General features: G+C 63.9%; 15 protein-coding genes. 10 read left to right on the forward strand and 5 right to left on the reverse strand.

The annotated features are described in order from the left end of the window. Window positions 1-6: 6 nt before the first annotated feature. Window positions 7-645, reverse strand: coding sequence for a phage tail protein (locus O4H53_RS14475; protein ID WP_269364783.1), 639 nt, complete (start codon window positions 643-645; stop codon window positions 7-9). A 160-nt stretch (window positions 646-805) separates the two neighbouring features. On the opposite strand from O4H53_RS14475, the gene O4H53_RS14480 reads away from it, so the two are divergent. Genes O4H53_RS14480 through O4H53_RS14500 form a run of 5 tightly spaced genes read left to right on the forward strand, consistent with a single transcriptional unit; the run spans window position 806 to window position 4058 of the window. Beyond that, a complete protein-coding gene (locus O4H53_RS14480) occupies window positions 806-1417 on the forward strand; it encodes a VOC family protein (RefSeq protein ID WP_269364785.1) in 612 nt (203 codons plus the stop codon). Then, the gene (locus tag O4H53_RS14485) at window positions 1414-1902 is read left to right on the forward strand and encodes a GNAT family N-acetyltransferase (RefSeq protein WP_269364787.1); all 489 of its coding nucleotides are present in this window, start codon (window positions 1414-1416) and stop codon (window positions 1900-1902) included. The genes O4H53_RS14480 and O4H53_RS14485 overlap by 4 nt, the downstream gene beginning before the upstream one ends. A 31-nt stretch (window positions 1903-1933) precedes the next feature. Next, window positions 1934-2614: a molecular chaperone DjiA gene (locus O4H53_RS14490; RefSeq protein WP_269364789.1), complete on the forward strand. Its 681-nt coding sequence runs from the start codon at window positions 1934-1936 to the stop codon at window positions 2612-2614. After that, window positions 2614-3657, forward strand: a complete 1044-nt coding sequence (locus O4H53_RS14495) for an endonuclease/exonuclease/phosphatase family protein (protein WP_269364791.1) — start codon at window positions 2614-2616, stop codon at window positions 3655-3657. The genes O4H53_RS14490 and O4H53_RS14495 overlap by 1 nt, the downstream gene beginning before the upstream one ends. 29 nt (window positions 3658-3686) lie before the next feature. Further along, window positions 3687-4058 carry a hypothetical protein gene (locus O4H53_RS14500; RefSeq protein WP_269364793.1) on the forward strand — a complete coding sequence of 124 codons (372 nt, stop codon included), beginning with the start codon at window positions 3687-3689 and terminating at the stop codon, window positions 4056-4058. Window positions 4059-4559: 501 nt separating this feature from the next. Here O4H53_RS14500 and O4H53_RS14505 read toward each other — a convergent pair. From O4H53_RS14505 to O4H53_RS14520, 4 genes are all read right to left on the reverse strand, one after another. Next, complete coding sequence (locus O4H53_RS14505; RefSeq protein WP_269364795.1) at window positions 4560-6128, reverse strand: Ppx/GppA family phosphatase; 1569 nt, start codon at window positions 6126-6128, stop codon at window positions 4560-4562. Window positions 6129-6235: 107 nt separating this feature from the next. Then, window positions 6236-8410 carry an RNA degradosome polyphosphate kinase gene (locus tag O4H53_RS14510; RefSeq protein ID WP_269364797.1) on the reverse strand — a complete coding sequence of 725 codons (2175 nt, stop codon included), beginning with the start codon at window positions 8408-8410 and terminating at the stop codon, window positions 6236-6238. Between the two features lie 51 nt (window positions 8411-8461). Next, window positions 8462-9142 carry an HdaA/DnaA family protein gene (locus tag O4H53_RS14515; RefSeq protein WP_114275829.1) on the reverse strand — a complete coding sequence of 227 codons (681 nt, stop codon included), beginning with the start codon at window positions 9140-9142 and terminating at the stop codon, window positions 8462-8464. A gap of 1 nt (window position 9143) precedes the next feature. Next, the gene (locus tag O4H53_RS14520; protein ID WP_269364799.1) at window positions 9144-10214 is read right to left on the reverse strand and encodes an AI-2E family transporter; all 1071 of its coding nucleotides are present in this window, start codon (window positions 10212-10214) and stop codon (window positions 9144-9146) included. A 180-nt stretch (window positions 10215-10394) separates the two neighbouring features. Between O4H53_RS14520 and pepT the strand changes: the two genes are divergently transcribed. The 5 genes from pepT to O4H53_RS14545 all read left to right on the forward strand — a co-directional run bounded on the left by pepT (window position 10395) and on the right by O4H53_RS14545 (window position 15801). Further along, window positions 10395-11630, forward strand: coding sequence for a peptidase T (pepT, locus tag O4H53_RS14525; protein WP_269364801.1), 1236 nt, complete (start codon window positions 10395-10397; stop codon window positions 11628-11630). Between the two features lie 196 nt (window positions 11631-11826). Further along, complete coding sequence (gene proS, locus O4H53_RS14530; RefSeq protein ID WP_269364803.1) at window positions 11827-13167, forward strand: proline--tRNA ligase; 1341 nt, start codon at window positions 11827-11829, stop codon at window positions 13165-13167. A 96-nt stretch (window positions 13168-13263) separates the two neighbouring features. Next, on the forward strand, window positions 13264-13788 hold the full coding sequence (locus O4H53_RS14535) for a DUF2937 family protein (RefSeq protein ID WP_331284236.1): 525 nt from the start codon (window positions 13264-13266) through the stop codon (window positions 13786-13788). 47 nt (window positions 13789-13835) lie between these two features. Further along, window positions 13836-15125: a lipoprotein-releasing ABC transporter permease subunit gene (locus O4H53_RS14540; protein ID WP_269364806.1), complete on the forward strand. Its 1290-nt coding sequence runs from the start codon at window positions 13836-13838 to the stop codon at window positions 15123-15125. Beyond that, window positions 15118-15801, forward strand: coding sequence for an ABC transporter ATP-binding protein (locus O4H53_RS14545; protein ID WP_269364808.1), 684 nt, complete (start codon window positions 15118-15120; stop codon window positions 15799-15801). The genes O4H53_RS14540 and O4H53_RS14545 overlap by 8 nt, the downstream gene beginning before the upstream one ends. The last annotated feature ends 88 nt before the right edge of the window (window positions 15802-15889 follow it).

Genomic DNA, 15889 nt, shown 5'->3' on the forward strand with positions numbered 1-15889 from the left:
GTCAGATCAGTTCCGGGACGGAAAGAGGCCCTGAACCACGACACAATAGCGGATGACCTGCACCGGCTGAATGTTCGGATGGGCCTGGTTCCCGCCCGCGTTTGTGATCGCGTCGGTCTCAAGCGTCTTGGGTGTGCTATCCAAAAGCTCATCCGCAAAAATCTTGAGGGGTTCTCCGGATGGCGTCATACCGCCAAAATTCGGGAAAGAGATATAGTCATTTGCGGGGCGTTGCTTGTTCCCGGTCAGATTGCTGACACGCATCAAATGATTGTGCGACGGCATCTGTGCCTCGGTCAGGGTCACCGTTTCCGTACCGAATTTCTGCCCTTGCGAGCGCGGGGTCAGGCCAGGGCCGTTCCCGGTGTGCATCGGCACCCGACCACGCAGGTCAGGCAGGGCGAATGTCGTGCGCCCGTCGCCGCCATACATAGTGCCGAAAAGTGAAAAAAGGGCCGCGTTCGGAGAGATCGGTAGCAGTTGGCCATCTGCCTCGGTTGTGGTCCGCGGGCAAAAGTTCCAGCCGCCCATGACGATCTGGCCGATCCAGTATTCCTGGGCCGCAGCGGGCAAAGCCGGGGCGCTTATACCGGCAGCAAGGGCAACAGGTGCCAGCGCCGAAATCATACGTTTGAAAGTGAACATGTCTAGGATCCTCCTAATGGGGTTTAATCAGCGAGCTTGAATAATGAACGTTCTAAAATGATAATTCTCGCGGCCTCAGTTTGACCTGTGCTGCGTCTTACGTCAAATTCAATTAACGATACATACGTATTTAACATTGGCTTCAGCAGGCGGGCATCGCATGGAACTGGATCACATCGCGGTTGCCGGTGCATTGTTGCAACAGGCGACAGACCATGTCACCCGCAGCCTGGGCCAGACCCCGCAGCCGGGGGGTGAACATGCTGTTTTCCATACGCATAACACGCTTCTCGGCCTTGAGGACGGGCTTTACCTTGAGGCGATTGCGGTCAATCCCGACGCCCCGGTGCCGGACCGGCCGCGCTGGTTCGATCTTGACCGCTTTGCCGGGCAGCCCAGGCTGACCAACTGGATTTGCCGTTGCGAGGATCTGGAGGCGACCCTTGCCGCGCTGCCAGCAGGGTTTGGCGCGCCCGTCAGCCTGCAGCGGGGCGATCTGCGCTGGCGCATGGCGGTTCCGGCCTCCGGCATCCTGCCTTTCGACAATTGCGCGCCCGCGCTCATGCAATGGGAGGGGGGCAACCATCCGGCGGCGCGCCTGGCCCCCTCTGGCTGCCGGTTGGAAAGGCTGACCGTCACCCATCCCGACGCCACCGCCCTGGCCGACATGCTGGCGCCCGTGCTGACCGACGGGCGCATTGTCTTTGCCGCCGGTCCTGCCGGATTGACGGCCGCTTTTGATACCGCTTCGGGCGCGAGAATACTGGCGTGATCATCCGGGCGGCGGTTGAGACGGATGCGGCACAGGTGGCAGAGCTGTGGAACGGCATGATCCGCGATACGCTGGCCACTTTCACCACGGAGGAATGGACCGAAGCCGCCATGGCCGCGCGGATCGCGCAGCGTCAAGGCGCTTTCTGGCTGGCCGAGGATGCGCAGGGGCTCGCGGGGGTGGTGACCTTCGGCCCGTTCCGGCCCGGGCCGGGCTATTCGATGACGGTCGAGCACAGCGTGATCCTGCGGGCCTCTGCCCAGGGCAGGGGTGTTGCCGACAGGCTGATGGACAGGGCAGAAGCCGGGGCCGCAGCACTGGGCCATCGCGTGATGGTGGCCGCGATCAGCGGTGCCAATCCGCGCGCAATCGCCTTTCACGCGCGGCGGGGGTTCCGCCAGACCGGCCACATGCCGCAGGTGGGCTTCAAGGCCGGGCAATGGCTTGACCTCATTTTGATGCAGAAATCCGTTTCCGCATCCTGACTTCCCCCTTTGGCAGCCCTATGATGGGGCCATGTCGATCTGGACCCGCATCACCGAAGCATTGTCTGCCCTGACCTCCGGCGAGGGGCTGGCGGCGGTATTCGACCGCCTGCGCAGCCCGCCCGAGCGCTCTGTGGCCTTTACCATCGCGGTGATCGCACTGGGGGCCAAGATGGCCAAGGCCGACGGGCTGGTGACGCGCGAAGAGGTCATGGCCTTTCGCGAGGTCTTCCAGATCGCCGAAGGGGATACCGCGGGCGCGGCCAGGGTCTTTAACCTGGCGCGGCAGGACGTGGCGGGATTTGACGATTACGCCCGGCGCATCGCCGACATGTTCAGCGACCAGCCGGACATGCTGCGCGACCTCATGGAGGGGTTGTTTCACATTGCCATGGCGGATGGCACCTATCACCCCAACGAGGATGCCTTCCTGGACGAGGTGGCGCGGATCTTTGGCCTGTCGGAGGACGATTTCTCGGCGCTGAAGGCGCGGTTCGTGCCCGATACATCGCCGCTGCCGCATACGGTGCTGGGCATTTCGCCCAATGCCACGCAGGAAGAGGCCCGGGCGGCCTGGCGCAGGCTGGTGCGCGAGAATCACCCCGACGCGTTGGTCGCACGGGGCCTGCCCGAAGAGGCGGTGCGCATGGCCGAGAAGCGGCTGATCGACATCAATCGCGCCTGGGAAACCCTGTCGCGCCGCGCCGCCTGATGCGGATCGCGACCTATAACGTCGAATGGTTTTCGGCGCTTTTTGATCCATCAGACCGGCTTTACGACGATGAGGGCTGGTCCGCGCGCCATGACGTCACCCGCGCCAGCCAGACGGCGGCGCTGGGCCAGGTGTTCCGCGCGATGGATGCGGATGCGGTCATGGTCATCGAAGCACCCGATCAGGGCAAATCGCATTCGACCATTGCCGCGCTGGAGCATTTTGCCGACCGGTTCGGATTGCGCACGACCGATGCGATCATGGGGTTCTCCAACGACACCCAACAGGAAATCGCGCTGCTTTACGACCCTGAGATGCTGACCCCCCGGCACGATCCCAGGGGCGAATTCGCCGGGCCGGAAGGGGCGGGCGGGGCGCCGCGGTTTGACACCGCCCTGCGGATCGACCTGGATATAGATGCGCATGAGGACCTGGTGGTCTTTTCCAAGCCGCCGCTGGAACTGGCGATCGAGACGCGGGGCGGTTTCTCCTTCCAGATGATCGGGGCCCATCTGAAATCGAAAGCGCCGCATGGGGCAAAGACCGAACAGCAGGTGCTGAGCCTTGGCGTGGCCAACCGGCGCAAGCAATTGGCGCAGGCGGTCTGGCTGCGGCGGCGGATCGACATGCATCTGGCCGAAGGCACGCCGCTGATGCTGCTGGGCGATCTCAACGACGGACCGGGGCTGGATTCCTTTGAAAACCTCTTTGGCAGATCCTCGGTCGAAATCCTGATGGGGGAGGAAGGGGCGGCAGGCGCGCTCTTTGATCCGCATGCCCGACAGGCGCTGCTGCGCAAGCTTGGCGTGGCCCCGACCACGGCGCGGTTCTGGATCAGGCAGGAAAAGCGGTTCCTGCAGGCCCTGCTGGATTACGTGATGGTCACGCCGGAGTTTCGGGCGCGGGGGGCAAGCTGGCGCATCTGGCATCCGCTGGACGACCCGGAATGCTGGCGCGATCACGCGCTGCGCGACGCCCTTGTGACTGCCTCCGATCATTTTCCCGTGACGCTGGATTTCGAGGATGGGCCGCAGGGGGTGTAATGGCGCGCATTCGTGCTAAATTATCTGTCATGAAACATCTTGCCGGTCTTGCCCTGTTGATCTGCCTTCCCCTGTCCGCTCAGGCGCAGGAGGAAGAGGAGCGGGGCCTGTCCCTGATGGAACGGGGCGCGCAGATGTTCATGGAAGGCATCATGAAGGAAATGGCCCCCGCAATCGACGGGCTGGAAGACCTTGCCGACCAGATGGGACCCGCCTTGCGCAGCTTCGCCAAGGAGATGGGGCCGAAACTGGGCGAGATTCTGGACGAGGTTGAGGATTGGAGCGTTTATGAGGCGCCGGAGATCCTGCCGAACGGGGATATCATCATCCGGCGCAAGCCGGAGCCGCCGCTGGAAGAGCCGGAGACGCCGAAGGAGCCTGCACCGCAGATTGATCTTTGAGGCGGGGCTTTCGCTGCCATGGCAATGCGCCTGGTCAGGCGGGCGCAAAGCCGAACGATGCCTGACGATTTCAGCGCAACATTCCATAAAGGACGACATGTCATGCATGACATGTCAAAAATGACATGTCTTGATTTACAGCGTTTCGGGATCAACTTGAAACATCCCACATCACTTTTCGCGTTCGACCGCAGGGAGAGGCAGCGAACAAGTGATTCAGGTATATCCCGAAGCGCTATAGGCTGCCCTCTTTCGCGACAGCTTGGGACATGGGGAGGTGCCGCCCCTTCGACTACCGGGATTCGCGGGATGCGCGCCCGACCGGTCGAGGCAGCAGATCACACAGGATATGTCATACAAGACCTGTCTAAAATGACATGTCATACATGACATGTCTGCCGGTGAAGGGTGCAGGCGGCAAATGCCGACAGCGTAAAACGCAAAGCCTGGACAGGCGCGACAACCGGATGCAGGGCGCGGCGGCAAGCCGGGCGACCCGTGCTAGCCCTTGGCCGTCTTCAACTCCACCGAGGCTTCCAACGATCCGGCGAGCGAATTCAGACGCGCTTCGGCCACTTCGCCGAACAGCGGCATCATGTCTTCGGTGATCCAGAGCTGCAGCAGCTTTTTCTTGGGAAACCAACGCAGTTCGCCGCGATCTTCATCCTTGTTCATCCACAGCATCGCCCCGAACCGCATGGCCTTGCCCAAGATCTCGGCCTCCTTGCGGGCCCGCTCGTCGATCATCTGGTAGAGATCTTCAAAACGGGTGTTCTCGCGCTTGTTGGAATAGCGGTGCAGCAGGGCAAGGCCCAGAAACACCCGTTCGGAATGCTTCAGACCCCCCAGGTTGGCCCGCGTCGCATTGTCAAAACAGACCTCGGCCCGGTAATCGGGATGCGCGCGCCAGCTGACGTCATGAAGCAGGCAGGCGGCCTTGATCAGACGCCTGCGCTGCGGCGAACTGGATTTGTAGAGCGGCAGAATGAAGTTGAAGAGGACCTTGCCGAAACCCGGTGTGCGGGCATCCTTGGCCTCGGCAAAGCGGCAGGCCTCGATCAGCGGATCCCGGTCGCGCAGGCGCTGCGGCATCTGTTCATAGAGCATCCCCTCGCGGATCCCATAGCTGGAAATCGCGATATCCTTGGGCTTGAAGGTCTTGACCAGGCGGCTCAGCACCTCTGCCGCATAGGGCACCAGCGCCATCCGGGTCGATGATACGCCCGCCTCGTTGCGCAGCTCCTCCAGGTTTGATTGCTTGATGAATTTGACCGTGGCACTGACCGCGCGCGGTGTCATGCGATATTCGTGCAGCACATGCAGCGGATAGCCCCGGCGCACCATGTCGATACGCGCGATGGCCCGCCAGGACCCGCCCACCAGGAACAACCGGTCCCGCTGGACGCCCATACGCTCCTGCAGGCCCTCCATCACCTCCTTGATCTGTGCATTCCGCGCCTTTGCGCCGCCCTTGATGTCGCGCAGCTTCAACGGTCCCAGTTGCGAAGAGACCCGCCGGCCCACGCGGCCCCCGGAAATCTCGGCCAGTTCCATGGACGACCCACCGATGTCGCAGACCAGGCCATAGGCACCGGGCCAGCCCAGCAGAACCCCCTGCGCCGAAAGCCGCGCTTCTTCCTCGCCGTCGATAACCCAGATCCGCAAGCCCGTGTCGCGCAGCACTTCTTCGCAGAACGCCGCGCCGTCGCTGGCGTCGCGCACCGCTGCCGTGGCCACAACCGTCAACTCGCTCAGGCCCATGCTGTCTGCCAGCTTGCGAAAGCGGCGCATGGCCGACAGGGCGCGCACCCGGCCCTCCGGCGACAGATGCCCGGTCTCGGCCATGCCTGCGCCCAGGGCGCACATGATCTTTTCGTTGTAGAAATAGGCGGGCGATCGCGCCGCGCCGTCAAAAACCACCAGCCGGACGGAGTTTGACCCCACATCGACAACCCCCACCCGCGACAGTTTGCGCGCGCTGGGGTCTTCGAACAGTGGTTTTGCAAACAGGCCCAGATCAGCAACGCCGGTTTCCGGCACCGGCGTGTTGGTCTCCGTAAGGTTAGCCATGAGGTCTCCTGGCGGTCGGCTCAACTGTCCGTAAGATGGTGCAGGTGGCACCGGGGGTCAATGTCCGATCCCGCCGAACATCGGGGCGGGCGGACCGGCATCCGCCCTCAGTCTTCCGTATGTGTCAACTTTGGCACGTCCGAAGCCCCCGCCGAGCCGCGCCCCGAGAGCGACGGATTTTCCATGAAGAACCGGTGGCAGTTGAAGCTGAACTGCCCCTCCACAATCGGCGGGCGGGTAAATTTGCCATCGGGTGCCATCACCCAGCTTTGCGCCACATCGGCCAGGTTCGCGGCCAGGATCTGGCTGGTGATCTGCGCCTTGACCGTCGGGTTCTCGATCTCCACCAAGGTTTCGACCCGGCGGTTCAGGTTGCGCCCCATCCAGTCGGCGGAGGAGATAAAGACCCGCGCCCTCTTGTGGGGCAGGCCGTGACCATTGCCAAAGCAGACGATGCGCGAATGCTCCAGGAACCGTCCGACGATGGATTTGACGCGGATGTTCTCGGACAGCCCCTTGATCCCCGGGCGCAATCCGCAAATGCCCCTGATCACCAGGCTGATCTTCACCCCGGCCTGGCTGGCGGCGTAAAGCGCGTCAATCACTTCCGCATCAATGATGGAGTTCATCTTGGCCCAGATCGCTGCAGGCTTGCCCGCCTCGGCATGGGCCGCCTCTGCCGCGATCAGTTCCAGCAGGCGGGGCTTCAGCGTGGTGGGGGAAATCGCCAGATTGTCCAGCTTCTCCGGTTGTGCGTAGCCCGACAGGAAGTTGAAAACCTTGGTGGCGTCGCGGCCAAGTTTCTGGTCGCAGGTGAACAGCGACAGATCGGTATAGATGCGCGCGGTGATGGGGTGATAATTGCCGGTGCCGTAATGGGTATAGGTCACCAGCTGGTTGCCCTCGCGCCGCACCACGGTGGAAATCTTCGCATGTGTCTTGAGGTCAAGGAAGCCATAGACCACATGCGCGCCCGCGCGTTCCAGCCGCCGGGACTGGCGGATGTTGGCGGCCTCGTCGAACCGCGCCTTCAGTTCGACCAGCGCGGTCACGGATTTCCCGTCTTCCGCCGCTTCACAAAGCGCCTCGACAATCGGGCTGTCGCGCGAGGTTCGGTAGAGCGTCTGCTTGATCGCCACGACATTCGGATCGCGCGCCGCCTGCGCGAGGAACCGGATCACCATGTCGAAGGTCTCATAGGGGTGGTGCAGCAGCATGTCCTTCTGGCGGATCGCCTCGAACATGTCGCCGTCATGGTCGCTGACCCGTTCCGGCACCCGCGGGGTAAAGGAGGGCCAGAGCAGGTCGGGCCTTGCGTCGGTGACCAGCTTGCTCAGGTCATCGAGCCCGATCATGCCGTCGATCTCGATCACGTCACGCTCATGAACGCCAAGCTCGGCCATCACCACGGCTTTCAGCTTTTCCGGCGCGCCGGCCGAATGGGTCAGGCGGACAACCTCACCCCGGCGGCGGCGTTTCAGCGCCACTTCGAATTCGCGCACCAGATCCTCGGCCTCGTCCTCGACTTCCAGGTCGCTGTCCCGCAGGACCCTGAATTCAAAGTGGCTTTTCAGCTTGTAGCCCGGAAACAGGTCGGGGATCTTGAGCACCAGAAGGTCCTCAAGCGGCAGGTAACGCAGGGTGCCCTCCGGGGCGGGCAGCGGCACAAAGCGGTCGATCTGCGCCGGGATCGGCAGCAGCGCCTGCAGCGGGCGCTTGTCGCGGGTCCGTTCCAGCTGCAGCGCCAGCGCATAGCCGGTGTTGGGGATGAAGGGAAAGGGATGCGCAGGGTCGATGGCCAGCGGCGACAGCACCGCAAAGACCTGCGTCAGGAACATCTCCTTGAGGTATTCGTGATCGGCCGCGGTCAGGTCCGACTGATGCTCCAGAAAGATGTTCTGCGCATCCATTTCCGCCATCAGTTCAACCAGCACCCGCTGCTGGTTCATCATCAGGTTGCGCGCGTCCTCGTTGATCAGGACCAGTTGTTCGGCGGGGGACAGGCCGTCGGCGGCAGGCGTCGTATTGCCGGCCTGGGCCAGCTCGCGCAGGCCCGCCACGCGCACGGTATAGAATTCATCGAGGTTGCCCGCGGATATCGACAGGAACCGCAGCCGCTCCAACAGCGGCACACGCGGGTTTTCCGCCTCTTCCAGCACACGCCAGTTGAATCCCAGCCAGCTGAGTTCGCGGTTGAAAAAACGGCCCGGCCCCGTGATGTCGAGGTCGGCCAGTTCGATGGCGGGCGCGAAAGGCCCTTCTAGGAAATCTGCGTGAGTCATGGCGGCCTTATGGCGCTGGTGTGTAACGATGTTGCGACAATGCGGGCAGTATCAGCCCGCTGCGGGGGGCTTGTCCAGCACCTGCGCCGCCAACTGCCGGGTAAGCGGGCGTTTTTGCGCCAGGCTGGCGGCATCAAGGCGCTGCACCAGGGCGATTGCGGCGGCAAAGGACCGGTCCATGCGGGACAGCAGGTAGGGCACCAGATCGGGCTTGGGGGTCAATTGCCGGTCGGCGAGCAATTTGACCAGCACGGCGGTCAGCAGCATGTCGTCCGGCGCCTCCAGCGCCACGGCCGTGGCACCGCGCATCCGGCTGACGAGGTCGGGCAGGGTCAGCCCCCATTGCGCAACCGGGGGCGTGCCGGTCAGCAGCAGCGTATGGCCCTCGGCCAGGATCAGGTTGTGCAGGTGGAACAGCGCTGTCTGGGCCGCGTCGTTCCCGGCGATATCCGGCACATCCTCTACGGCAAGCGGCCCTGTGGCCAGCGCAGGCACCTCCACATCCACAAGGCTGCGCGCCGGGATGATCCGGGCCTGCGCCTGATCGGCCCAGACATGGGTCAGATGGGTCTTGCCCGCCCCCTCCGGGCCGGTGAGAGCCAGCTTGCCGCCGGGCCAGCCGGGCCATTGGTCGATCATCGAAAGGGCCATGGCATTGGACGGTGCCGCGAAAAAGGCGTCACGCCCCAGTGCGGTACGGCTGGGCAGGTCGAACCCCAATTGTCGGGCCATGTCAGTCGTCCATCGTCGTTGGGTCGGTGCCGAGATAGAGCAGGCTGTGCTTGTACCGGTCGATGGCAAAGCGCGCCAGCACCCCCAGCGCGGCAGCCAGCGGCACGGCGACCAGCATCCCGACAAAGCCGAAGAGCGTGCCGAAAACCGACAGCGCCAGAAGCAGCCAGACCGGATGCAGCCCCACGGAATTGCCCACCAGCTTGGGTGTCAGCACATTGCCCTCGATCACCTGGCCGATGGCAAAGATGCCCGCAACCAGGCCGATGGACACCCAGTCGCCCCAGAACTGGAACAGCGCCAGCCCGATGGCCAGCGCCCCGCCCAGCAGGGCACCCAGATAGGGGATGAAGGTGACCAGACCGGCGATGAAGCCCACGACCAGCCCGAACTGCAGGCCCACCAGCATCAGCGCAAAGGCATAATAGGTGCCAAGGATCAGACAGACGGTGCCCATGCCCCGGATGAAAGAGGCAAGTGTTTTGTCCACGTCGCGGGCCAGCTGCCGGATCACCGGCGCATGGTCGCGCGGCAGCAGCCGGTCGATGGCGGCAACCATGCGGTCCCAGTCCAGCAGCAGATAGACAGACACGACCGGCACGATCACGAACAGCAGGATCACGTTGATGATGGAGGCAAAGGAGGCCAGCGCCGTCTCCAGCAATTGACCGCCGCGCTCCTGTATCGTTGCGCCGATCGAGGTCAGCGAGTTGCGCAGCGTCGAATCCGCATCCAGCAGCGAGGGGAAGCGTGTGGTGACGAAATTGGTGAAATCCTGCGTCAGCCTCGGCGCGGTCTCGATCAGCGATGCGGCCTGGCTGACCAGGGTCGGGACCACCAGCAGGGCCATCACCACAAAGATGAGGATGGCGACAAAGGTGATCAGCGCCGTGGACAGGGCCCGGCTCAGCCCCATACGTTCCAGCCGGTCGGCGACAGGATCAAGGAAATAGGCGATGGCCCCGCCAAGCAGGAAGGGCACCAGCACCTGACCCAGGAACCACAGGGCCACCATGAAGACCACGGCGGCGATGCCCCAGTATTTCAGTTGATCTCGGATCGGAAGGGCCATGGGGTTCTCCGCAAAGGACAGACTATCACTTCGCCCATGCAGGCGGTTATTTCAAGGGTCACGGGGGGATGACGGCGCGATTTGATCCGCGCCGCCTGACCGGCACGCGGGGTGTTGAGCCCCCCGCGCGCCGGACATAGGGTTGGCGCAACAGGCATGAACAGACCGGCAGGAGGCCATATGCGGACCGAATTCGACGCGGAACTGGAACAGCGGCTGGTCCGCTATGCGGCCATCGACAGCCAGAGCGATGCGGCTTCGCCCAGTCAGCCCAGCACGGCGATCCAGCTGGAAATGTCGCGCCTGCTGGTGAGCGAACTGCAGCAGATCGGCGCGCAGGATGTCACATTGACCGATTACGGCGTGGTGCTGGCAACAGTGCCGGGCACCGCCCCGGGCCCCACAATGGGCTGGTGCGCCCATGTGGACACCGCGCCGCAGTTCAATGCCACCGGGGTGAAACCGGTGGTCCATCGCGGCTATAACGGTGGCGACATCACCTTTGCCGATGCCCCTGAGCTGAAGCTGAACCCGGAAGTTTCGCCGCATCTCGCGGGCAAGCAGGGCGAGGACATCGTGACCGCCTCCGGCACCACCTTGCTGGGCGGGGATGACAAGGCGGGGGTGGCGATTGCCATGACCGCCGCAAGACATCTGCTTGAAAACCCTGACATTCCGCATGGGCCGATCCGCCTGGCCTTTACCCCGGACGAGGAAATCGGGCGCGGCGTCGACCCCCGGCTGCCCGCCGATCTGGGCGCTGATTTCGCCTATACCTTCGACGGCGGCAAACCGGGCGAGATCGAATTCGAGACCTTTTCGGCGGATGGCGCGGTGGTGAAGGTGGTGGGGGTCTCTGCCCATCCCGGATTTGCCAAGGGCAAGATGGTCAATGCGCTGCATCTGGTTGCGCGGATCATCCAGTGCCTGCCGCAGCAGCGCATGACCCCCGATACCACCGAGGGCACCGAAGGGTTCATTCATGTCAGCGAGGTGAAGGGGGGCTCATCGGAGGCGGAGATCACCCTGATCATCCGTGATTTCGAACTGGAAGGTCTGGCGGAAAAGGGCGCGCTGCTGCGCCAGGTCTGCGAGGTGGTGGGCAGGGGGGAGCCGCGCGCACAGATCAGCTGCGAGATCACGCCGCAATACCGCAACATGCGCTATTGGCTGGAAAAGGACATGACGCCGGTGGAACTGGTGCGCGCCGCGGTGGCGGATGTGGGGCTGACGCCGGTATCGGTGCCGATCCGGGGCGGCACCGACGGGTCGCGGCTGACCGAGATGGGGGTGCCTTGCCCGAACATCTTTACCGGGATGCAGGAGATTCATGGCCCGCTGGAGTGGATTTCGGTGCAGGACATGGCGCTGGCGACCCAGGTGGCCATCGCCCTGGCGCGGCGGGCCGTATCCTGACGGGGTGGGCCCATGGCCGACATGCGATTTTATTGATTTGGCGCTGCCAAATCGGTTTGCGAGACGCTGTCTCGCGCTCTGGTATATTTTTGGAACAATGAAGGGGGCGGGGCGGGTCTGAGGCGCGCATCGCGATTGCGGGCGGCGCGGACATGGCTTAGTCAGGCCGCAGCAATCGCCCAAAGAGGAGCCCGCCATGCGTCTGAGCCGATATTTCCTGCCCGTGCTGAAGGAGACCCCGAGCGAGGCGCAGATCGTCAGCCACCGGCTGATGCTGCGGGCGGGGATGATCAAGCAGGCCAGCGCGGGGATCTATTCCTGGCTGCCGCTGGGGTTCAAGGTGCTGCGCCGGATCGAACAGATCGTGCATGAGGAGCAGCAGCGGGTGGGGCATATCCCGATGCTGATGCCGACGCTGCAATCGGCGGATCTGTGGAAGGAATCGGGCCGCTATGACGCCTATGGTCCCGAGATGCTGCGCATCCGCGACCGGCAGGACCGTGACATGCTTTACGGGCCCACCAACGAGGAGCTGATCACCGACATCTTCCGCTCCCATGTGGGCAGCTACAAGGACCTGCCGCTGACGCTTTATCACATCCAGTGGAAGTTCCGCGACGAGATCCGCCCGCGTTTCGGTGTGATGCGGGGGCGCGAGTTCCTGATGAAGGACGGCTACAACTTTGATCTGACCAAGGAAGATGCGCTGCATGCCTATAACCGCCATCTGGTGAGCTATCTGCGCACCTATGAGCGGATGGGGTTGCAGGCGATCCCGATGCGCGCCGATTCCGGCCCCATCGGGGGTGATGACACCCATGAGTTCCTGGTGCTGGCGGAAACCGGCGAATCGGAAGTTTTCTATGACAGCCAGATCACCGACCTGAAATTCGGTGACCGCGAGATCGACCATGACGATCATGCCGCCTGTGCCGCAGTGCTGGAGGAATTCACCTCGCGCTATGCGCGCACCGACGAGACCCATGACGAGGCGCTCTTCAGCCAGGTGCCCGAAGAGCGCCGCCGGACCGCGCGCGGGATCGAGGTGGGGCAGATCTTCTACTTCGGGACCAAGTATTCCGAACCGATGGGGGCCAGGGTGCAGGGCCCTGACGGCAAGCCGGTGCCGGTCCATATGGGCAGCCACGGCATCGGGGTCAGCCGCCTGCTGGGTGCGATCATCGAGGCGAGCCATGACGAGCGCGGCATCATCTGGCCCGAGGGGGTGACACCTTTCCATGCCGGGATCGTGAACCTCAAGCAGGGCGATGCCGAAGCTGACGCGGCCTGCGAAGCGCTTTATGCCGCGCTCAAGGCGCTTGGGCTGGATCCGCTTTATGACGATACCAAGGGCGGGGCGGGGGCGAAATTTGCCACCATGGATCTGATCGGTCTGCCCTGGCGCATCACGGTGGGGCCGCGCGGGCTCAAGAACGGGGTGGTGGAACTGACCTCGCGCCGGACGGGAGAGAGCGAGGAAATGCCGCCGGAACAGGCGGTTGAGCGGATTGCGCAGATTTACGCCGGTATTCTCTGAGCATTGGACGGGCGAATGGCCGGGATGTAGGGTTGCTCGAAAAAAGGGAGCAGGCCGGATGTTCATCGGTGTCAGAATGACAGGCATGGTGCGGCGGTGCCCGGTGCCCGCCGTGCCGGTTTTGCCATGATACTGCGGGCGCTGACGCTTGCGGGCGGGCTTGCCGGGGCGGTGGTCACTTCTCAGTTCCCCGAGTTTTCCCAGCAATATGCCCAGCGTCTGGGCGGTGCGGTGGATGCGCTGGCCGAAGTGGTTGCGGATTTCGACGCATCCGCGCGCGCCGTTGGGCTGTCACGGGATCAGGCGCTGGCGCAGATGCAGGGCACCGCGTTCCTGGAGCGCAGGCGCGCGGATATGACGGCGACCTTTCAGCGCTATGACAGGCTGCGCGCGGATCTGGCGGAAGTCGAGGGGCAGGGACCCTTCATGCGGGCCTATCACGCGGCCCGGCTGACCGATCGCCAGATCGCCCGGGCGGCCTGGGCCGCCTATCAGCCGGCGGTGCCGATCCATTTCGCGGGCCTCAGCTTTGCCCTGATCGGTTTCCTGATCGGCAGTGTTGCGCTGGGGGCCGTGCTGCGCCTTCTTGCCTGGCCGTTTCGCCGCAGAATGGGCGCTTGACCCTGCCGGTCCGAAAGCCCAGTTTGCGCCAAATCTCAGGAGCCCCCATGGCGCAGAACAGCACCGCCCCCTTTGCCCCGTTCGAATGGATGATCGCCTGGCGTTACCTGCGCGCGCGCCGCGCCGAAGGCGGCGTCAGCGTGATGACCTGGATCAGCCTGATCGGCATCACCCTGGCGGTTTTTGCCCTGATCGCCACGCTGTCCGTGCGCTCCGGTTTTCGGGCGGAATTCGTGGATACGATCCTGGGGGCGAATGCCCATGTGACCATCTATCAGCTGGGCGAAGTGGCCCAGAACGGGCAGATCGATCGCAGCATATCAAATTACGCCGAAATGGCTGCGGCAGTGTCGAAAGTGCCCGGCGTGACACGTGCCGCGCCGCTGGTGCGCCAGCAGGTGATGGCCAACAAGGGGCAGTCCAACGCGGGCGTCGAAGTCTTTGGCATTGCGGCAGAGGATCTCAAGACGATCCCGCGCATCGCCCATTCGGAACATGCGCGGGGGGACATTGATCGCTTCGACGAAGGCATCGCCATCGGCGTCGGCGTGGCCCGCACGCTGGGTGTGGATGTGGGCGATACGATCAAGCTGATCTCGCCCAACGGGGTCAAGACGGCCTTTGGCACCAGCCCGCGCGTCAATGCCTATGAGGTTGTCTATATCTTCGAAGCGGGGCGGTACGACATCGACCGTACCCGTGCTTACCTGCCCCTGGCAGAGGCGCAATCCTTCTTTAATCGCGAGGGGTTGGCGGACGAACTTGAAGTGATGGTTGAAGACCCCGAAGCGGTGGACAAGATGGCCATTCCGCTGCTGGAGGCGGCGGGAGACCGGGCCCAGGTTTGGACCTGGCGCGATGCCTCGGGCTCGTTCCTGAACGCGCTGGACATCGAGGACCGGGTGATGTTCGTGATCCTCAGCGTGCTGGTGCTGATCGCGGCAATGAACATCGTCTCCGGCCTGATCATGCTGGTCAAGAACAAGGGCCGCGACATCGGCATCCTGCGCACCATGGGCCTGACCGAGGGGTCGGTGCTGCGGGTCTTCTTCATCTGCGGGGCCTTTACCGGCATCATCGGCACCGCCATGGGGGTGATCCTGGGGTGCCTCTTTGCGCTTTATGTCGATCAGATCTTTGCGGCGGTGAACTATCTGTCCGGCGGCACCGCCTGGGATCCGTCGATCCGGGGGATCTATTTCCTGCCGGCCAAGCTGCAGATGGGCGATGTGCTTTCGGCGGTGGGGCTGTCGCTGGGCCTGTCCTTTATCGTCACGATCTTTCCCGCGCGCCGTGCCGCGCGGATGAACCCGGTAGAGGCATTGCGCTATGAATGATCCGGCCCTCGATCTGCAAGGCATCACCAAATCCTACAACCCCGGTGCGCCGAATGAAGTCAGGGTGTTGCGTGGCATCGACCTGCAGGTTGCCCCGGGCGAGGTGGTGGCGCTGGTTGCCCCTTCCGGGGCGGGCAAATCCACGCTGCTGCATATCGCGGGGCTGCTCGACACGCCCGATGCCGGCAAGGTCGGCATCGGGGGCGAGGACATGACCGGCCTGGGCGACCGCCGCCGCACTGCGGTGCGGCGCGCGGACGTGGGCTTCATCTATCAGTTCCACCACCTGTTGCCGGAATTCACCGCGCTGGAAAACATCGTGCTGCCGCAGCTTGCCGGGGGCACGGGCCGCTCAGCGGCCGAGGGGCGGGCGCGCGAATTGCTGCGGCAGGTGGGCATCGAGGGGCGCGCAGACCATCGCCCGGCGGCGCTCTCCGGGGGCGAACAGCAGCGCGTGGCCTTTTGCCGTGCGCTGGCCAATGCGCCGCGCCTGCTGCTGGCGGATGAGCCCACCGGCAACCTTGATCCCGCGACCTCGGATCAGGTCTTTGGCACGCTGATGGCACTGGTGCGCAGCACCGGTCTGGCCGCGCTGATTGCCACCCATAACCTGGAACTTGCCGGGCGGATGGATCGCCAGATCCGGCTCGACGCGGGCCGTCTGGTGCCGGTCTGAACCCGCGCCAACCCGCCACCCGGGATCATCGCGCTTGACGCTCCTTTGGTGCCGGGGACACAGTGGTGGTTCCGAACCAGAGGAATGA

It is taken from the genome of Sulfitobacter sp. G21635-S1 (genome assembly GCF_027213915.1).
In the GTDB taxonomy this organism is placed as follows: domain Bacteria; phylum Pseudomonadota; class Alphaproteobacteria; order Rhodobacterales; family Rhodobacteraceae; genus Sulfitobacter.